Below are 15717 nucleotides of genomic sequence, written 5' to 3' on the forward strand. Positions count from 1 at the left end.
TGCCATCAAAGGGTTGCGCAGGAGATTGAAATGTGGATCGAAAGCTACAGCTCTTGGGGCGCCATACTAATTTTGACGTTTGGCTTTGGTTGGGCTCTACAGCGAATTTCTGATTATGTTTTTGAAATGAAAATTCGACTAGAGCGCCTCTCCCTAACCTACATGAAAATTGAAGTCGACCTTGCTGCTATACAGGACAGCCTTTTGGTTATTAGCGAGAAGCAAGGTGAACAGACTTATAATCGTGTCCTTAAAATTAAGAATCGGAAGCCACACATACTAAAGCACCTAGCCGAAAATGGACCGCACTCATCAGAAATTTTGCGAGGCCTTCAGTTCCCCGACCCAAATGCTGATCCAGCCTTTTGGCATGTAGATCGCCTTAAAAAGCTTGGCTTGGTTGATGCCGAAAATTTTGATGTTGAGGAAAATAAAGGCCCATGACCCCCGAACTCCTCTCCCTCACCGCCCTCGCTGTCCTCCACTACGTCACCATCATCGTGGCGCAGCAGTTCCTCAACCGCGATGCCGGGCATGAGGCCAATGTTGGCACCCGCGAAAACCTCGAAGAAAAGCTCTCCGAAACCACCCTGCGCCTGCGCCGCGCCACGGCGAATTTCGTTGAAAACATCGGTCCCTTCATCATCGCCATTCTGGTCATCACCTTGGCCCAGAAGACCTCCACCTTCACCGCCATCCTCGCGTGGACCTATGTCGCCCTGCGCGCCCTCTATGTCGTCGCCTATGCCCGCGCCTGGGTGCCGCAGCGCAGTTTCATCTGGCTGACCAGCACGCTTTGCACCCTTGCCCTGTTGGTGATCGGAATCCTCTGATGCCCGTCGAACTGACCGCCCTTGCCCTCGCCCTTCTTCTCCAAGGCCTGCAATTCGTGCTGTTCGCTTTGCCCGCGAACCTTGAACTTGGCACCAAATACACCACCGGCCCGCGCGACGCGCCGCACAAGCCGCTGTCCCTCAAAACCGCCCGCCTGCAACGCGCCATGAACAACCATTTTGAGGCGCTTATCCTGTTCGCCCCCGCCGCCCTGGTGGTGGCCGTGACCAACCAATCCAGCCCGGTCACGCAAATCTGCGCGGGCCTCTATCTGGGGGCGCGCATCCTTTATATCCCCGCCTATGTCTTTGCCCTTGTGCCCCTGCGCTCTGCGATCTGGTGCATCGGCTTTTTCGCCACAATGGTCATGGTCGTGGCGACCCTGATCTGACCAAAAGGAAATGACCCATGTCTGACTTTGACACCATCATCATCGGCGCTGGCCCCGGCGGCTATGTCGCCGCCATCCGCGCGGCGCAACTGGGCCAGAAGGTGGCCGTGGTTGAGGGGCGCGAGACTTTGGGCGGCACCTGCCTGAACGTCGGCTGCATCCCCTCCAAAGCCCTGCTGAATGCCACACATCACCTGCATGAGGTGCATGAGAATTTCGAAAAGATGGGTCTGATGGGGGCCAAGCCCACCGTCGATTGGGCCAAGATGCAGGCCTATAAGCAGGACGTCGTGAACGGCAACACCAAGGGCATCGAGTTTCTGTTCAAGAAGAACAAGGTCACCTGGCTGAAAGGCTGGGCCACAATCCCGGCAGCGGGTCAGGTCAAGGTGGGCGAGGATGTCCACACCGCGAAAAACATCGTGATTGCGACGGGTTCGGAACCGGCCAGCCTGCCGGGCGTGACGGTGGATGAAAAGACCATCGTCACCTCGACCGGCGCGCTGACTCTGGGGGCGATCCCCAAGTCGCTGGTGGTGATCGGTGGCGGGGTGATCGGGCTGGAAATGGGCTCGGTCTATGCCCGTCTGGGGGCCGAGGTGACGGTGATCGAATATCTGGATTCGATTGCAGCGGGGTCGGATGGCGAAGTGGCCAAGGCCTTTCAGAAGATCCTTGCGAAACAGGGGATGAAGTTCATCCTTGGCGCCGCTGTGCAGGGGGCTGAGGTGACGAAAAAGGGTGCAACCGTCACCTACAACCTGCGCAAAGACGACAGCACGGCGACGGTGGATGCCGAGATTGTCTTGCTTTCAACCGGGCGGAAACCCTTTACCGATGGCTTGGGTCTGGCCGCCTTGGGCGTGGAACTGCATCCGCGCGGGCAGGTGAAAGTGGACGACCATTTCCGCACCAACATCGCGGGCCTTTATGCCATCGGCGATGCGATCCCCGGCCCGATGCTGGCGCATAAGGCCGAGGATGAGGGCATGGCCGTCGCCGAGGTGATCGCCGGCAAGGCGGGGCATGTGAACTATGCCGTCATTCCGGGGGTGATTTATACGACCCCGGAAGTGGCCTCGGTCGGCCAGACCGAGGAACAGTTGAAAGCCGAAGGCCGCGCCTACAAGGTCGGCAAGTTCCCCTTCATGGGCAACGCGCGGGCGAAAGCCGTGTTTCAGGCGGAAGGGTTCGTCAAGCTGCTGGCCGATGCCACGACGGACCGCATCCTTGGTGCACATATCATCGGGCCGGGCGCAGGCGATCTGATCCACGAGGTTTGCGTGGCGATGGAATTCGGCGCATCGGCCCAGGATCTGGCCCTGACCTGCCACGCGCATCCCACCTATTCCGAAGCAGTGCGCGAGGCTGCGCTGGCTTGCGGGGATGGGGCGATCCACGCTTAGAAGGTGGCCGCAGCTGCGTTCGGCCCTGCCAAGATCGTTGTTGTCCGCGCATTCGCGGATGGCTTTCGAGGTGGGGCCGGGGGGGCTTGGGGGCGGAAAACGATCCGGTTCAAGGATCTCTGGACCCCGTTTCACGCGTGAAACCCGTTCTACTCTATTGATTTACCTACAATATTCAAATTATTGAATATATTTCAGCGCAAGATGCAGATAAGCCTAACCTTACCCTTCCAGATCATCGAGATAGGTCAGTGCTGTAAAATTGCGCCGCTGATGGATGATGCGAAGTATGACAACGGCCCCGCCCACATCAGAAACGGGTGCGAAAAAGATCAGGTGCTTTTCATAGGCCAGAGACCGCATTCCCTTGCCCAAGGGCTCGCGCGGACGACCACAGTCTGGATCGGCCGCAATGCGGCGGAATGCGATGGCAAATCCACGATAATAGGCTCGCCACTGTCCTTCACTCCAATTTTGGATCGTCCAGTCGCGGACTTCGTCCAAATCTCGCCGGGCGCGGCTTGAAAATTCTAGCGCTGGTGCCTTCATCGAAAGGCGTCAGGCTCATAAGCCTCGATGTCGAAAGGCGCGTGATCGCCCGCCTCTGCTTCGGCCAAAGCCAGTTCAAGTTCGGCCTTGAACGCTTGAAACGCCAGCGCGCCATCCTTTTCCATCAGGCTGCGCATCCCCGCCCGGACAACCTCGGACAGGTTGGCGTAAGCGCCGGATTGAATCTGGGCTTCGGCGTAGTCTTGCATCGGTTTGGTCAAGTGGATGTTTGGCATGATGGCCTCCATATGGCAGATCGTAGCAGATACGGACATATTGGCAAGGAGAGGGATGGGCAGATTGCCCATCCTACGAAAGGCTGGCCCGAAGCCGTGCCGTTTGGCAGTGCAAAGAACGGGCAATCCCTTCCCATGTGCATCGGAGTCCGTTTCGGATTACACTTTTCCGGGATTGCCGTGAATCAGAACAGCCGGAGCACTTTAGTGGCAGAATTGAGTATGACCGCCGCTTCCTTCAGGATTCTTGGGGATGATCTGGTGCCTGAGGAGCTCACTATACTTTTGGGGAAGAACCCAAGTGACGCATATCGAAAAGGTGAGGAGTTGCCTACGCCCCTTGGCAATAGGAGAGCCGCGCGAACAGGTTACTGGGGGATTGCGGTTGCGAGGAAAGAACCGGCTGATCTGGACGCTCAGATTGCCGAGATTTTGGACGGCATGACAGATGACCTTGGCGTTTGGCAAGAACTGGCCAACCGTTTTCAATTGGAGATATTCTGTGGTCTATTCCTTAAAGAGTTCAACGAAGGCTTGTCGATTTCTGCCGCAACCACCGCTTTGCTTGGCGCGCGTGGTATCTCGTTGGATTTCGACATCTATTACAAAGGCGACGATTGATTATTACAAAGGCGACGATTGATCGCCCGCCTTCCCGCTTGTCATCGCTCGCCTAGGACCGCATCCAGTATTCCGGGGGGGCAGGTGAGCAGGTCTGTCATTGACGCATCAGGTTCAGGGAAACCCTTCCGAAGAGCCGTCTGTTAATTGAAGGAAGTATGGGCGCGACGAAGGGGCATGCTACGATTCACTGTGAGATGGTCGCGAGTTTGCCGATATGGTGGGTTGGCACCCACCCTACAGACCGCTCTCTCACGACCGCAACGGAATAAGGTCATGGCAAAGACAACCGCTTCCATTGAGCTTGGCGATCTGCTGCTTTTGCTCAAGCCCTTCATGGCTGACGAAAAATTCAAGAAGAACGGCAACTACTTCCGTCGTGTGACAGATGATGGTCTGACGCAGGTTGTCCAGTTCCAAAAGTCTTCGTTTGGGAGCGCCGATGAGGGGCAATTTGCTGTCAACCTGGGCGTCGCCATTCCAGAAGTTCACAGACATTTTCAGCCTGAGAGACCAATCGACAAAGTGAGTGATGTTGATTGTCACATCCAAGCCCGCCTTGGGATGCTTGCGACTGGAGGGCAGGACGTTTGGTGGCCTACCCAAGGCGCCGCCGGTTTGCGGTCTGAAATGGAAGCCATCCTCGCGAAGACTGGACTTCCGTTTCTTGCAAGCTTTTCCCGGCGGGATCAAATCCTTGCGCATATTCGCCAGTGTGACGTCGTTGTTCCCTACATTCCGTACCACCCAAGCGTCATAGAGGCCATCATACTGAATGCCCGAGGGCAACCAGATGCCTCCTAGAACGTGCGGCTTGAAGGCATCGCAAAGGCTGAACTTGCAAATGACGGCCGAATGGCAAACTATCTGCGCGAACTGGCAAAAGAACTGAAATTTCCCGGTTTTGTCTTGCCAACCCCACCCCCTTCCCCTATGTGACCGCATCCGCGATTCCGGGCCTGCCCGCGAATCGTTGGTTTGTCATTGATCCATCAGGTCCACGGTGACCCTTTTCAAGGGGCCGTCTGATGATTGAAAAAGGAAAAGGCGCGATGAACGCCACGGAACTGAAGACCAAGACGCCCGACCAGCTGCGTGACAGCCTGGTTGCGCTGAAGAAAGAAGCGTTCAACCTGCGCTTCCAGCAAGCCACCGGTCAGCTTGAAAACACCGCCCGTATGCGTGCCGTCCGTCGTGACGTGGCCCGTATCAAAACCGTGCTGGCCCAAAAAGCCACCGAAGCTGCGAACTGAGGGGAAAGCCATGCCGAAACGTATCCTGCAAGGCACCGTGACCTCGGACAAGAACGAGCAAACGATCACCGTTCTGGTCGAGCGCCGCTTTAAGCACCCGCTGCTGCAAAAGACGGTGCGGAAGTCGAAGAAATACCGGGCCCATGACCCGGAGAACAAGTTCAAGGTTGGTGACGCCGTCCGTATCCAGGAATGCGCCCCCATCTCGAAAACGAAACGTTGGACGGTTGTGCTGGAAGCTTCGGCTTAAGGCACTTCTGAACGAAACCCTGGGGCTGGTCCCCAAAGGTCGGGAGTAACACTATGATCCAGATGCAGACCAATCTGGATGTTGCTGACAACTCCGGCGCTCGCCGGGTTCAGTGCATCAAGGTTCTGGGCGGTTCGCACCGCCGTTATGCTTCTGTGGGCGACATCATTGTGGTGTCGGTCAAGGAAGCTATTCCGAAAGGCCGTGTCAAAAAGGGCGACGTGCGTAAAGCCGTTGTCGTTCGCACTGCCAAAGAAGTTCGCCGTGAAGACGGCACCGCCATCCGCTTTGACCGCAACGCTGCCGTGATCCTGAACAACCAGGGTGAACCGGTGGGCACGCGTATCTTTGGGCCGGTCGTGCGTGAGCTGCGGGCGAAGAACTTCATGAAAATCATCTCGCTCGCTCCGGAGGTGCTGTAATGGCCGCCAAGCTGAAAAAAGGTGACAAGGTCGTTGTCCTGACGGGCAAAGACAAAGGCAAGCAGGGCGAGATTTCGTCGGTGTCGCCGAAAGACAACAAAGCTGTTGTCGATGGCGTGAACATCGCGATCCGTCACACGAAGCAATCGGCCACGTCGCAAGGCGGCCGTCTGCCGAAAGCGATGCCGATCGACCTGTCGAACCTGGCAATCCTGGACAAGAACGGCAAAGCGACTCGCGTTGGCTTCCGCATGGAAGGTGACAAGAAGGTGCGCTACGCCAAGACGACCGGCGAGGTGATCTGATGTTGGACGCAGCAACCTATACGCCGCGCCTGAAAGCGCAGTACAAGGCAAGCATCCGTGCGGCCTTGAAGGCCGAGTTCGGTTACAAGAACGAGATGCAGATTCCCAAGCTGGACAAGATTGTCCTGAACATGGGTGTCGGCGAAGCGGTGAAAGACACGAAGAAGGTGAAGACTGCGGCTGAGCAGTTGACGCTGATCGCGGGTCAGAAAGCCGTGATCACGAAGGCCAAGAATTCGATCGCGGGTTTCCGCGTGCGGGAAGAAATGCCGCTGGGCTGCAAAGTCACGCTGCGTGGGGACCGGATGTACGAATTCCTGGACCGTCTGATCAACATCGCGCTGCCGCGGGTCCGTGACTTCCGTGGCGTGAAGGGCACGTCGTTTGACGGCCGTGGCAACTATGCGATGGGCCTGAAAGAACAGATCGTTTTCCCGGAAATCGACTTCGACAAGATCGACGACGTTTTGGGGATGGACATCATCATCTGCACCACCGCGAGAACCGACGCGGAAGCCAAGGCGCTGTTGAAGCAATTCAACATGCCGTTCATGGCCTGAGCGCGGGAGAAAGAGATATGGCGAAAAAATCCATGATCGAGCGCGAGCTGAAGCGGGCGCACCTGGTGAAGGTGTATTCCGCAAAGCGCGCCGCGTTGAAAGAAGTCGCGCGGAACAAAGATCTGCCGATGGAGCAGCGTTTCAAGGCCCAGCTGAAGCTGGCTGGCCTGCCGCGCAATTCTTCGGCAACCCGCATTCACAACCGTTGCCAGCTGACGGGGCGTCCGCACGCCTATTACCGCAAGCTGAAACTCTCGCGCATCATGCTGCGTGACCTGGCCTCGTTTGGTCAGATCCCGGGCATGGTCAAGTCGAGCTGGTAAGGGGAGGGAGAACAGATGTCTGTGAACGATCCTCTCGGCGATATGCTGACCCGTATCCGGAACGCGCAGATGCGCGGCAAGTCCACCGTGTCGACCCCGGCTTCGAAGCTGCGGGCCTGGGTGTTGGATGTGCTGAGCGCAGAAGGCTATATCCGGGGCTATGAGCGGAAAGACACTGCGAATGGCCAGGGTGAACTGGTGATCAGCCTGAAATACTATGAAGGTACGCCCGTCATCCGCACCATCCAGCGTGTGTCCAAACCGGGCCGTCGCGTCTATATGGGCGTGAACGAGATCCCGACGGTCCGCAATGGTCTGGGTGTTTCCATTGTTTCGACGCCGAAAGGTGTCATGTCCGATGCAGCTGCACGGTCCGCCAATGTTGGCGGCGAAGTGCTCTGCACCGTGTTCTAAGGGGGGCCTGCGATATGTCTCGTATCGGTAAAAAGCCCGTCTCGCTGGTGAAGGGCGTTTCCGCCTCGATCAGCGGCCAGACCATCGAAGTGAAGGGGCCGAAAGGCACCCGGAGCTTTACGGCGACCGACGATGTGACCCTGTCGATGGAAAACGACGCGGTCAAGGTCACCCCGCGCGGCACGTCCAAACGGGCGCGTCAGCAGTGGGGCATGACCCGGTCGATGGTGGAAAACCTGGTGACCGGTGTGACCACGGGTTTCAAGAAAGAGCTGGAAATTCAAGGTGTGGGTTACCGCGCCGCGATGGCTGGCAATGTTCTGAAACTTTCGCTGGGCTACAGCCACGAAGTGAACTTTGAGACGCCGAAGGGGGTGACCATCACCGCTCCGAAGCAGACCGAGATCGTCGTGGAAGGCATCGACCAACAGCTGGTCGGCCAAGTGGCCGCGAACATCCGCGAGTGGAAAAAGCCGGAGCCCTATAAGGGCAAGGGCATCCGCTATAAGGATGAGTATATCTTCCGCAAGGAAGGCAAGAAGAAGTAAAGGGCGAGAGAGATGGCAAGTACGAAAAGAGAGCTGTTCCTCAAGCGCCGTTTGCGCGTTCGGAACAAGTTGAAGAAAATGTCGGCAGGCCGCGCACGCCTGTCGGTGCACCGTTCGTCCAAGAACATCAGCGTTCAGCTGATCGACGACGTTCGTGGCGTGACGCTGGCCGCGGCCTCGACTCTGGAAAAAGAGTTCGGCTTGGTTGGCAAGAACAACGTGGAAGCGGCCACCAAGATTGGGGCCGCTATCGCGGAGCGGGCGAAGAAGGCCGGTGTCGAAGAATGCTATTTCGACCGCGGTGGTTTCCTCTTTCACGGGAAGATCAAGGCTTTGGCCGATGCTGCCCGTGAAGGCGGCCTGAAGTTCTAAGGAGACGATGATGGCAGAACGTGAACAACGCCGGGATCGGGGCGAGCGCAAGGGCGATGATCGCCGCGACCGCGCCGAGGAAACTCCGGAATTCGCCGATCGTCTCGTGGCGATCAATCGGGTGTCGAAAACCGTGAAAGGCGGCAAACGCTTTGGCTTTGCAGCTTTGGTGGTTGTCGGCGACCAGCGTGGCCGTGTGGGCTTTGGCAAGGGCAAGGCGAAAGAGGTGCCCGAGGCGATCCGCAAGGCAACGGAACAGGCCAAGCGCCAGCTGATCCGCGTGCCGTTGAAAGACGCGCGGACGCTGCACCACGACATGGAAGGCCGCCACGGCGCCGGGAAAGTCGTGATGCGGGCTGCGGTTGCGGGGACCGGCATCATCGCCGGTGGTCCGATGCGCGCCGTGTTCGAGATGTTGGGGTTGCAAGACGTGGTGGCGAAATCCATCGGGTCGCAAAACCCCTACAACATGATCCGGGCGACCATCGATGGTCTGACCAAGGAAACCAGCCCTCGTCAGGTCGCGGCACGCCGCGGCAAGAAAGTGGCCGAAATCCTGAAGAAGCCGGAAACGGCTGAAGCTGTGGAGGCCTGAGCATCATGGCGAAGAAAACCATCGTTGTGAAACAGATCCGTTCGGCCGCGCGCCGTCCGGCTGTGCAGACCGCCACGCTGAAAGGCCTGGGCCTGAACAAGATGAACCGCACCCGCGAACTGGAAGATACGCCTTCCGTGCGCGGCATGGTCCACTCGATCCGCCACCTCGTCGAGATCATCGAAGAGCGCGGCTAATCGGGATGATGGGCCGATGGCCCATCCCACATATTGCGAACGCCCTGCCGAAAGGTGGGGCGTTTTGCGTTTGCGGGTTGGCATGTTATCCTTGGGGCGTCGCAGAGGAGGCGATGAACAGGGAGGCGAAGATGGCCGAATTGTCCGGGGGCTGCGCGCATGTGCATGTGACGGCGCTGCATGGGCCGATTGATAACCACATCTGTCACTGCAATGTCTGCAAAGGGGTGACGGGGCAGCAGACAACGCATGTGGCGTTTTTCAACTATGGCGATCTGACGGTGGATCATCCGGAAAAGCTGGCGCGGCAGCCGTTCAACAAGGACAATCCGAATGGGCCGTTGGAGCTGTGCACCTGCGCCGATTGCGGGGCGGCGATTATGCTGGACGACAAGCAGAAGCGCATCCGCGTGGCGGTGCCGAATGTGATGGGCTATGACGTGGCGGGTTTTCCGGCGGCGAGTTACCACGCGTTTTATGACGCGTCGAAGGGCTATGCGAAGCCGGACGATGGGCGGCCAGTCTATGAGGGGCTGCGGCCGGAGTTTGTTTGGCCGAAGGGGGGGTGAGGGGCGGTGTGGAGTCGGGGCGAGCCCAGACCTGCGCCAGATCGCGCCCCCCCCCCAATGCAAAACGGGGGCGACTGGCGTCGCCCCCGTTTCAAAGTCCGTCCGGTCGAGGCTTAGGCCAGCGACAGGTTCACAGCCGATTCGCGGCCGTTGCGGTCGGCTTCGACGTCGAAGGTGACGGCTTGGCCGTCATTCAGCTGGCGGATGCCGGCGCGTTCCAGAGCGGTGATGTGGACGAAAACGTCCTTGCTGCCGCCGGTCGGGGCGATAAAGCCGAAGCCTTTGGTGGTGTTGAACCATTTCACGGTGCCAGTGGCCATCGTGTTGTCTCCTGTAAAATGCCACCCACAGGATTGCGGTGGCCCGGCCAGTGTCGTCAGAGTCGCAACTGAAGCCGTGAGGAGACAGGAGGTCGAAAGAAGAATCTAAGCAAGGCTCATGTAGGTGGATTGGCTGCGATAAACAAGGCGCATTCGGTGGGGGACTTCGCGCAAGGAGTGGCTTGAAGGCTGTGGGGCTTTCCCCTATACGCCCCCGGTGGCCTTGCGTCACAGAATCATCAAAAAATGCCGTGTTGGCCCCATCCGTCGCAGGTAGGGTCGTTCCGGCCAAGGAGTTGCGACATGAAACTGCATGAACTTTCCGACAATCCCGGCGCCGCCAAAAAGCAAAAACGCGTGGCGCGCGGTCCGGGCTCGGGCAAGGGCAAAACCGCTGGCCGCGGGATCAAGGGTCAGAAATCGCGTTCGGGCGTCGCTTTGGGCGGCTATGAAGGCGGTCAGATGCCGTTGTATCGCCGCCTGCCGAAGCGCGGCTTTAACAAGCCGAACCGCAAGGAATATGCGGTGGTGAACCTGGGCCTGATCCAGAAATTCATCGACGCAGGCAAGCTGGACGCGAAAGTGGAAATCACGGATGCGATCCTGGTGTCCTCGGGCCTGACCTCGCATCCGCGCGATGGTGTGCGGGTTCTGGGCAAGGGCGAACTGACGTCGAAAATTACGCTGAACGTGACGGGTGCTTCGGCTGGGGCCATCGAAATGGTGGAAAAAGCCGGTGGCAAGCTGACCGTGAAGGCACCGCTGGCGCCGAAGGGCGAATAACGCTTGTGAGCGGGCTTTTGACCGCTTACATGAACTAAAGTTTTCCTGCGCCGCCAACCGGAAGACCGGCTTGGCGGCGCTGTCATGAAAGAGACGTTGCATCATGGCTTCAGCTGCCGAACAAATGGCCGCAAACCTCAGCTGGGGGGCGCTTGGCAAAGCGACCGAGCTGAAACAGCGCATCTGGTTCACCATTGGTCTTTTGATCATCTATCGGTTGGGGACGTATATCCCGGTGCCGGGGATTGATGGCACGGCGCTGCGGAACTTCGTGGCGGATGTGAGCGGCGGCTTGGGGGGCATGCTGGCCATGTTCACCGGGGGTGCGCTGACGCGGATGGGGATCTTTGCGCTGGGGATCATGCCCTATATCAGCGCGTCGATCATCGTGCAGTTGCTGACATCGATGATCCCGGCCTGGGAGAACCTAAAGAAAGAGGGCGAACAGGGGCGGAAAAAGATCAACCAGTACACGCGCTATGGCACGGTGCTGCTGGGGACGTTCCAAGCTTACGGCTTGGCCGTGGGGATGGAAGCGCAGGGTCTGGCGCATGATCCGGGGATTTTCTTTATCGCGGGTGTGATGATCACGCTGGTCGGGGGCACGATGTTCCTGATGTGGCTGGGTGAGCAGATCACGGCGCGGGGCATCGGCAACGGCATTTCGCTGATCATCTTTGTGGGGATCGTGGCGGAAATTCCGGCGGCTTTGGTGCAGTTCCTGAGCCAAGGGCGTTCGGGGGCGATTTCGCCGGCGGTGATCGTGGGCGTCTTTGTGATGGTGGTCGTGGTGATGGCCTTTGTGGTCTTTATGGAGCGGGCGCTGCGGAAGATTCACATCCAATATCCGCGCCGTCAGGTGGGGATGAAGTTCTATGATGCGAACTCGTCGAATCTGCCGATCAAGGTGAACCCGGCAGGGGTTATCCCGGCGATCTTTGCGTCGTCCTTGCTGCTGCTGCCGACGACGATTGCGACCTTTTCGGACACGACGACAAGCCCGATCCTGTCGACGATCATGGCCTATCTGGGGCCGGGGCAGATCTTGCATCTGGCGTTCTTTGCCGGGCTGATCATCTTCTTCTCGTATTTCTACACGCACAACGTCAGCTTCAAGACCGAAGAAGTGGCGGACAACCTGCAAAAGCAAAGCGGGTTCGTGCCGGGGATCAAGCCGGGCAAGAAGACCGAAGAATATCTGCGCTATGTGGTGGACCGGGTTCTGGTGGTGGGTTCGGGCTATCTGGCGCTGGTCTGTCTGCTGCCGGAAATTCTGCGGACCGAACTGGGCATTCCGTTCTACTTTGGTGGGACTTCCGTTCTGATCGTGGTGAGTGTGACGATGGACACGATCAACCAGGTTCAGTCGCATATGCTGGCGCATCAGTATGAAGGTCTGATCGAACGGTCGCAATTGCGGGGACGGAAGCGGACGACGGGCAGCAAGACGCCGACACGGCGCTAGCAACGACAGGGACGAGGATAGGTCGTGGTGAACATCATTCTGCTGGGTCCGCCCGGCGCAGGGAAGGGGACGCAGGCGAAGAAACTGGTGGACGAACGGGCGATGGTCCAATTGTCCACCGGGGACATGCTGCGGGAAGCGAAATCGAGCGGCACCGAAATGGGCCGCAGGGTGGCCGAGGTGATGGACAAGGGCCATCTGGTGACCGATGAGATCGTGATTGGCCTGATCGAGGAAAAACTGGCCCAGGGCGGGTCGGGCTTTATCTTTGACGGCTTTCCCCGGACGCTGAAACAGGCGGATGCCCTGGGCGAACTGCTGGCCCGCAAAGGGCAAAAGCTGGATGCCGTGATCGAACTGGTGGTGGATGACGAGGCTTTGGTGGCACGGATCGTGCGGCGGGCCGAAGAATCGGCGGCGGCTGGGCAGCCCGTGCGGGCGGATGACAATCCGGAAGTCTTTGCGGGGCGTCTGCGGGAATATTACAAGAAAACCGCGCCGCTGACGGGCTATTACTATGCCAAGGGTGACCTGCGGCAGGTGGACGGCATGGCCTCGATGGCAGAAGTCGGCGAGGCCATTGCGAAAGTTCTTGACAGAACCTGAAAGCAACGCGCGGACGCTTGACGCATGGGGGAAAACCCCTTAATGCACGGCGTCCCGCAAGGGAATCGCCCCTCACATCGTGAACTGGCGGAAGAAGCGCAACGGGCCTGCCCGTTGCAGTTGTGAAAAAAGGTTCCGGCATCACGGAACCGCAACATGAAGGAATACACGCGTGGCACGTATTGCTGGCGTTAACATCCCGACGGCGAAGCGGGTTCCCATCGCCCTTCAGTATATTGCTGGTATCGGTCCGCATAACGCCGAACTGATCTGCGAATCGGTCGGTATCGACCGGGCCCGTCGGGTCAACCAGTTGTCGGATGCCGAAGTCCTGGCGATCCGCGAATATATTGACGCAAACCTGACCGTCGAAGGCGACCTGCGCCGCGAAGTCAGCATGAACGTCAAGCGTCTGATGGACCTGGGCTGCTATCGCGGTCTGCGTCATCGCCGCAACCTGCCTGTCCGCGGTCAGCGCACGCATACCAACGCACGGACCCGCAAAGGCCCGGCGAAGGCTATTGCCGGCAAGAAGAAATAAGGGGACGGGACAATGGCACGCGATAAAACTCGGACCAAAAAGAAAGAACGCAAGAACATTGCCGCTGGCGTGGCACATGTGAATTCGTCGTTCAACAACACGAAAATCCTGATCTCGGACGTTCAGGGCAATGCCATTTCCTGGTCGTCGGCCGGGACCATGGGCTTTAAGGGTTCGCGGAAATCGACCCCCTATGCCGCCCAGATGGCCGCCGAAGACGCTGGCCGCAAGGCCCAGGAACATGGCGTGAAAACGCTGGAAGTTGAAGTTCAAGGCCCGGGTTCGGGCCGTGAATCGGCGCTGCGCGCGCTGGCGGCTGTTGGTTTCAACATCTCGTCCATCCGCGACGTGACGCCTTTGGCGCACAACGGCTGCCGTCCGCCCAAGCGTCGGCGCGTCTGATTTGACTGTATTGACCCGGGCCCTGCGGCAATCCGCATGGCCCGGTTTTCGCTATTTCTGAACCTCGGACGTCACTTACCTAGTGGACATGGGGCAGGTGACAAGAATGGAGGCTGAAGCATGATCCATAAGAACTGGGCCGAACTGATCAAGCCGTCGCAACTGGTGGTGAAACCGGGGCCGGACGCCGCACGGACGGCAACGGTCATTGCCGAACCGCTGGAGCGGGGCTTCGGCCTGACGCTGGGCAACGCGCTGCGTCGCGTGCTGATGGGCAGCCTGCAAGGCGCTGCGATCACCAGCGTGCAGATTGACAACGTTCTGCATGAATTTTCCAGCGTGGCGGGCGTTCGTGAAGACGTGACCGACATCGTGCTGAACCTGAAGGGCGTTTCGCTGAAGATGGAAGTCGAAGGGCCGAAGCGCCTGTCGATTTCGGCGAAAGGTCCGGGCGTTGTGACGGCGGGCGACATCAGCGAAACGAACGGGATCGAGGTTCTGAACAAGGACCATGTGATCTGCCATCTGGACGATGGGGCGGATGTGTTCATGGAACTGACGGTTTCGACCGGCAAGGGCTATGTCAGCGCTGAAAAGAACCGTCCGGAAGATGCGCCGATTGGGTTGATGCCGATCGATGCGATCTATTCGCCGGTGAAAAAGGTAAGCTATGAAGTGCAGCCGACCCGTGAGGGGCAGGTGCTGGACTATGACAAGCTGACGATGAAGATCGAAACGAATGGCGCGCTGACGCCGGAGGATGCTGTGGCCTATGCGGCGCGGATTCTTCAGGATCAGCTGGCTGTGTTCGTGAACTTTGACGAGCCGGAAGCGGCGCATCGGCATGACGCGGACGACGGGTTGGAGTTCAACCCGCTGCTGCTGAAGAAGGTGGACGAGCTGGAACTGTCGGTGCGTTCGGCAAACTGCCTGAAGAACGACAACATCGTTTATATCGGCGATCTGATCCAGAAGACCGAAGCGGAAATGCTGCGGACGCCGAACTTTGGGCGGAAGTCGCTGAACGAGATCAAAGAAGTGCTGTCGGGCATGGGTCTGCATCTGGGTATGGATGTGGAAAACTGGCCGCCGGAAAACATCGAAGATCTGGCGAAGCGGTTCGAAGACCAGTTTTGAGAATAGGTAGGATGGGCAATCTGCCCATCTTCCACCAAATGCCCGGATGACCGGGGAACAACCGGGCCAAAAGCCCCAAGGTGAGCGGGACCAATCGTAGGCCCGCCGGACAAAGCAAAACGACGTTGATAGGAGATACCCATGCGTCACTCGAGCGGTTACCGCCGTCTGAACCGGACCCACGAACACCGCAAGGCGCTGTTCGCGAACATGGCGGGTTCGTTGATTGAACACGAGCAGATCAAGACGACCTTGCCGAAAGCCAAGGAACTGCGTCCGATCATCGAAAAGCTGATCACGCTGGCGAAACGCGGCGATCTGCATGCGCGGCGTCAGGCTGCGGCGCAGCTGAAGCAAGACCAGTATGTGGCCCGTCTGTTCGAAATCCTGGGGCCGCGTTACAAGGACCGTCAGGGCGGCTACGTGCGCGTTCTGAAAGCCGGTTTCCGTTATGGTGACATGGCGCCGATGGCGATCATCGAATTCGTGGACCGCGACACCAGCGCCAAGGGCGCGGCCGACAAGGCGCGTGTGGCGGCTGAAGAAGTCGAAGGCTGATTGCTTTCGCAAGATTGTGAAAAGGCCCGGGTTTAGCCCGGGCCTTTTGCATTGGGGCGG

28 protein-coding genes are annotated in these 15717 nt (G+C 58.7%); 25 read left to right on the plus strand and 3 right to left on the minus strand.

What is annotated here, in order from left to right:
• The first annotated feature begins 30 nt into the window (after nucleotides 1–30).
• From IE095_RS07235 to lpdA, 4 genes are read left to right on the plus strand one after another with little or no spacing between them, the layout of a single operon-like run.
• Nucleotides 31–444 carry a hypothetical protein gene (locus IE095_RS07235; RefSeq protein ID WP_189410968.1) on the plus strand — a complete coding sequence of 138 codons (414 nt, stop codon included), beginning with the start codon at nucleotides 31–33 and terminating at the stop codon, nucleotides 442–444.
• Nucleotides 441–833, plus strand: a complete 393-nt coding sequence (locus tag IE095_RS07240; RefSeq protein ID WP_189410969.1) for an MAPEG family protein — start codon at nucleotides 441–443, stop codon at nucleotides 831–833. The genes IE095_RS07235 and IE095_RS07240 overlap by 4 nt, the downstream gene beginning before the upstream one ends.
• Nucleotides 833–1225 (plus strand): MAPEG family protein, encoded by a 393-nt coding sequence (locus IE095_RS07245; protein WP_189410970.1) that lies wholly within the window; start codon nucleotides 833–835, stop codon nucleotides 1223–1225. The genes IE095_RS07240 and IE095_RS07245 overlap by 1 nt, the downstream gene beginning before the upstream one ends.
• 17 nt (nucleotides 1226–1242) lie before the next feature.
• On the plus strand, nucleotides 1243–2631 hold the full coding sequence (gene lpdA, locus IE095_RS07250) for a dihydrolipoyl dehydrogenase (protein WP_189410971.1): 1389 nt from the start codon (nucleotides 1243–1245) through the stop codon (nucleotides 2629–2631).
• 222 nt (nucleotides 2632–2853) lie between these two features.
• Here lpdA and IE095_RS07255 read toward each other — a convergent pair whose 3' ends face one another.
• Together IE095_RS07255 and IE095_RS07260 are read right to left on the minus strand one after the other, a co-directional pair.
• Nucleotides 2854–3180, minus strand: coding sequence for a type II toxin-antitoxin system RelE/ParE family toxin (locus tag IE095_RS07255; RefSeq protein WP_189410972.1), 327 nt, complete (start codon nucleotides 3178–3180; stop codon nucleotides 2854–2856).
• The gene (locus tag IE095_RS07260) at nucleotides 3177–3428 is read right to left on the minus strand and encodes a type II toxin-antitoxin system ParD family antitoxin (protein WP_229804611.1); all 252 of its coding nucleotides are present in this window, start codon (nucleotides 3426–3428) and stop codon (nucleotides 3177–3179) included. The genes IE095_RS07255 and IE095_RS07260 overlap by 4 nt, the downstream gene beginning before the upstream one ends.
• Between IE095_RS07260 and IE095_RS07265 the strand changes: the two genes are divergently transcribed.
• From IE095_RS07265 to IE095_RS07330, 14 genes are all read left to right on the plus strand, one after another.
• Nucleotides 3429–4037: a DUF4279 domain-containing protein gene (locus IE095_RS07265; protein ID WP_189410974.1), complete on the plus strand. Its 609-nt coding sequence runs from the start codon at nucleotides 3429–3431 to the stop codon at nucleotides 4035–4037. It begins immediately after the preceding gene.
• A gap of 276 nt (nucleotides 4038–4313) precedes the next feature.
• Nucleotides 4314–4841 carry a DUF4304 domain-containing protein gene (locus IE095_RS07270; protein WP_189410975.1) on the plus strand — a complete coding sequence of 176 codons (528 nt, stop codon included), beginning with the start codon at nucleotides 4314–4316 and terminating at the stop codon, nucleotides 4839–4841.
• 248 nt (nucleotides 4842–5089) lie between these two features.
• Nucleotides 5090–5290, plus strand: coding sequence for a 50S ribosomal protein L29 (gene rpmC / locus IE095_RS07275; RefSeq protein WP_189411241.1), 201 nt, complete (start codon nucleotides 5090–5092; stop codon nucleotides 5288–5290).
• 10 nt (nucleotides 5291–5300) lie between these two features.
• A complete protein-coding gene (gene rpsQ / locus IE095_RS07280) occupies nucleotides 5301–5540 on the plus strand; it encodes a 30S ribosomal protein S17 (RefSeq protein WP_189410976.1) in 240 nt (79 codons plus the stop codon).
• 53 nt (nucleotides 5541–5593) lie between these two features.
• Nucleotides 5594–5962 carry a 50S ribosomal protein L14 gene (gene rplN / locus IE095_RS07285; protein WP_013066055.1) on the plus strand — a complete coding sequence of 123 codons (369 nt, stop codon included), beginning with the start codon at nucleotides 5594–5596 and terminating at the stop codon, nucleotides 5960–5962.
• Nucleotides 5962–6267: a 50S ribosomal protein L24 gene (rplX, locus tag IE095_RS07290; protein ID WP_189410977.1), complete on the plus strand. Its 306-nt coding sequence runs from the start codon at nucleotides 5962–5964 to the stop codon at nucleotides 6265–6267. Before rplN ends, rplX begins: the two co-directional genes overlap by 1 nt.
• The gene (rplE, locus tag IE095_RS07295; RefSeq protein WP_189410978.1) at nucleotides 6267–6827 is read left to right on the plus strand and encodes a 50S ribosomal protein L5; all 561 of its coding nucleotides are present in this window, start codon (nucleotides 6267–6269) and stop codon (nucleotides 6825–6827) included. The genes rplX and rplE overlap by 1 nt, the downstream gene beginning before the upstream one ends.
• A 17-nt stretch (nucleotides 6828–6844) precedes the next feature.
• A complete protein-coding gene (gene rpsN / locus IE095_RS07300; protein WP_189410979.1) occupies nucleotides 6845–7150 on the plus strand; it encodes a 30S ribosomal protein S14 in 306 nt (101 codons plus the stop codon).
• A gap of 15 nt (nucleotides 7151–7165) precedes the next feature.
• Nucleotides 7166–7564, plus strand: a complete 399-nt coding sequence (gene rpsH / locus IE095_RS07305; RefSeq protein WP_189410980.1) for a 30S ribosomal protein S8 — start codon at nucleotides 7166–7168, stop codon at nucleotides 7562–7564.
• Nucleotides 7565–7578: 14 nt separating this feature from the next.
• A complete protein-coding gene (gene rplF / locus IE095_RS07310; protein WP_189410981.1) occupies nucleotides 7579–8112 on the plus strand; it encodes a 50S ribosomal protein L6 in 534 nt (177 codons plus the stop codon).
• A 12-nt stretch (nucleotides 8113–8124) separates the two neighbouring features.
• On the plus strand, nucleotides 8125–8484 hold the full coding sequence (gene rplR, locus IE095_RS07315; protein ID WP_189410982.1) for a 50S ribosomal protein L18: 360 nt from the start codon (nucleotides 8125–8127) through the stop codon (nucleotides 8482–8484).
• A 10-nt stretch (nucleotides 8485–8494) separates the two neighbouring features.
• Complete coding sequence (gene rpsE, locus IE095_RS07320) at nucleotides 8495–9079, plus strand: 30S ribosomal protein S5 (RefSeq protein ID WP_189410983.1); 585 nt, start codon at nucleotides 8495–8497, stop codon at nucleotides 9077–9079.
• Nucleotides 9080–9084: 5 nt separating this feature from the next.
• Entirely contained in the window at nucleotides 9085–9276 is a 192-nt protein-coding gene (gene rpmD / locus IE095_RS07325) for a 50S ribosomal protein L30 (RefSeq protein WP_189410984.1), read from the plus strand.
• A gap of 131 nt (nucleotides 9277–9407) precedes the next feature.
• Entirely contained in the window at nucleotides 9408–9845 is a 438-nt protein-coding gene (locus IE095_RS07330) for a GFA family protein (protein WP_189410985.1), read from the plus strand.
• A 113-nt stretch (nucleotides 9846–9958) separates the two neighbouring features.
• On the opposite strand, the gene IE095_RS07335 is transcribed toward IE095_RS07330, so the two are convergent.
• Nucleotides 9959–10165 carry a cold-shock protein gene (locus tag IE095_RS07335; protein WP_189410986.1) on the minus strand — a complete coding sequence of 69 codons (207 nt, stop codon included), beginning with the start codon at nucleotides 10163–10165 and terminating at the stop codon, nucleotides 9959–9961.
• 303 nt (nucleotides 10166–10468) lie between these two features.
• Between IE095_RS07335 and rplO the strand changes: the two genes are divergently transcribed.
• From rplO to rplQ, 7 genes are all read left to right on the plus strand, one after another.
• A complete protein-coding gene (gene rplO, locus IE095_RS07340) occupies nucleotides 10469–10948 on the plus strand; it encodes a 50S ribosomal protein L15 (RefSeq protein WP_189410987.1) in 480 nt (159 codons plus the stop codon).
• Nucleotides 10949–11051: 103 nt separating this feature from the next.
• Complete coding sequence (gene secY, locus IE095_RS07345; protein WP_189410988.1) at nucleotides 11052–12413, plus strand: preprotein translocase subunit SecY; 1362 nt, start codon at nucleotides 11052–11054, stop codon at nucleotides 12411–12413.
• Between the two features lie 27 nt (nucleotides 12414–12440).
• Nucleotides 12441–13019: an adenylate kinase gene (locus IE095_RS07350; RefSeq protein ID WP_189410989.1), complete on the plus strand. Its 579-nt coding sequence runs from the start codon at nucleotides 12441–12443 to the stop codon at nucleotides 13017–13019.
• A 172-nt stretch (nucleotides 13020–13191) separates the two neighbouring features.
• Complete coding sequence (gene rpsM / locus IE095_RS07355) at nucleotides 13192–13560, plus strand: 30S ribosomal protein S13 (protein WP_189410990.1); 369 nt, start codon at nucleotides 13192–13194, stop codon at nucleotides 13558–13560.
• Between the two features lie 12 nt (nucleotides 13561–13572).
• On the plus strand, nucleotides 13573–13962 hold the full coding sequence (gene rpsK / locus IE095_RS07360) for a 30S ribosomal protein S11 (protein ID WP_189410991.1): 390 nt from the start codon (nucleotides 13573–13575) through the stop codon (nucleotides 13960–13962).
• 120 nt (nucleotides 13963–14082) lie between these two features.
• Complete coding sequence (locus IE095_RS07365) at nucleotides 14083–15099, plus strand: DNA-directed RNA polymerase subunit alpha (RefSeq protein ID WP_189410992.1); 1017 nt, start codon at nucleotides 14083–14085, stop codon at nucleotides 15097–15099.
• A gap of 141 nt (nucleotides 15100–15240) precedes the next feature.
• Nucleotides 15241–15657, plus strand: coding sequence for a 50S ribosomal protein L17 (gene rplQ / locus IE095_RS07370; protein ID WP_189410993.1), 417 nt, complete (start codon nucleotides 15241–15243; stop codon nucleotides 15655–15657).
• The last annotated feature ends 60 nt before the right edge of the window (nucleotides 15658–15717 follow it).

This window comes from Neogemmobacter tilapiae (assembly GCF_014652215.1).
Classification (GTDB): domain Bacteria; phylum Pseudomonadota; class Alphaproteobacteria; order Rhodobacterales; family Rhodobacteraceae; genus Neogemmobacter; species Neogemmobacter tilapiae.

Coding starts and splice junctions, on each gene's coding strand:
- rplF (WP_189410981.1), top strand. CDS start 7,579: ATGTCTCGTATCGGTAAAAAGCCCGTCTCGCTGGTGAAGGGCGTTTCC.
- rplX (WP_189410977.1), top strand. CDS start 5,962: ATGGCCGCCAAGCTGAAAAAAGGTGACAAGGTCGTTGTCCTGACGGGC.
- IE095_RS07240 (WP_189410969.1), top strand. CDS start 441: ATGACCCCCGAACTCCTCTCCCTCACCGCCCTCGCTGTCCTCCACTAC.
- rpsQ (WP_189410976.1), top strand. CDS start 5,301: ATGCCGAAACGTATCCTGCAAGGCACCGTGACCTCGGACAAGAACGAG.
- rplR (WP_189410982.1), top strand. CDS start 8,125: ATGGCAAGTACGAAAAGAGAGCTGTTCCTCAAGCGCCGTTTGCGCGTT.
- rplE (WP_189410978.1), top strand. CDS start 6,267: ATGTTGGACGCAGCAACCTATACGCCGCGCCTGAAAGCGCAGTACAAG.
- rpsH (WP_189410980.1), top strand. CDS start 7,166: ATGTCTGTGAACGATCCTCTCGGCGATATGCTGACCCGTATCCGGAAC.
- IE095_RS07265 (WP_189410974.1), top strand. CDS start 3,429: ATGGCAGATCGTAGCAGATACGGACATATTGGCAAGGAGAGGGATGGG.
- rplQ (WP_189410993.1), top strand. CDS start 15,241: ATGCGTCACTCGAGCGGTTACCGCCGTCTGAACCGGACCCACGAACAC.
- rpmD (WP_189410984.1), top strand. CDS start 9,085: ATGGCGAAGAAAACCATCGTTGTGAAACAGATCCGTTCGGCCGCGCGC.
- rpsN (WP_189410979.1), top strand. CDS start 6,845: ATGGCGAAAAAATCCATGATCGAGCGCGAGCTGAAGCGGGCGCACCTG.
- lpdA (WP_189410971.1), top strand. CDS start 1,243: ATGTCTGACTTTGACACCATCATCATCGGCGCTGGCCCCGGCGGCTAT.
- rpmC (WP_189411241.1), top strand. CDS start 5,090: ATGAACGCCACGGAACTGAAGACCAAGACGCCCGACCAGCTGCGTGAC.
- rpsK (WP_189410991.1), top strand. CDS start 13,573: ATGGCACGCGATAAAACTCGGACCAAAAAGAAAGAACGCAAGAACATT.
- rplO (WP_189410987.1), top strand. CDS start 10,469: ATGAAACTGCATGAACTTTCCGACAATCCCGGCGCCGCCAAAAAGCAA.
- rplN (WP_013066055.1), top strand. CDS start 5,594: ATGATCCAGATGCAGACCAATCTGGATGTTGCTGACAACTCCGGCGCT.
- secY (WP_189410988.1), top strand. CDS start 11,052: ATGGCTTCAGCTGCCGAACAAATGGCCGCAAACCTCAGCTGGGGGGCG.
- IE095_RS07260 (WP_229804611.1), bottom strand. CDS start 3,428: ATGGAGGCCATCATGCCAAACATCCACTTGACCAAACCGATGCAAGAC.
- IE095_RS07255 (WP_189410972.1), bottom strand. CDS start 3,180: ATGAAGGCACCAGCGCTAGAATTTTCAAGCCGCGCCCGGCGAGATTTG.
- rpsE (WP_189410983.1), top strand. CDS start 8,495: ATGGCAGAACGTGAACAACGCCGGGATCGGGGCGAGCGCAAGGGCGAT.
- IE095_RS07270 (WP_189410975.1), top strand. CDS start 4,314: ATGGCAAAGACAACCGCTTCCATTGAGCTTGGCGATCTGCTGCTTTTG.
- IE095_RS07235 (WP_189410968.1), top strand. CDS start 31: ATGTGGATCGAAAGCTACAGCTCTTGGGGCGCCATACTAATTTTGACG.
- IE095_RS07365 (WP_189410992.1), top strand. CDS start 14,083: ATGATCCATAAGAACTGGGCCGAACTGATCAAGCCGTCGCAACTGGTG.
- IE095_RS07245 (WP_189410970.1), top strand. CDS start 833: ATGCCCGTCGAACTGACCGCCCTTGCCCTCGCCCTTCTTCTCCAAGGC.
- IE095_RS07330 (WP_189410985.1), top strand. CDS start 9,408: ATGGCCGAATTGTCCGGGGGCTGCGCGCATGTGCATGTGACGGCGCTG.
- IE095_RS07335 (WP_189410986.1), bottom strand. CDS start 10,165: ATGGCCACTGGCACCGTGAAATGGTTCAACACCACCAAAGGCTTCGGC.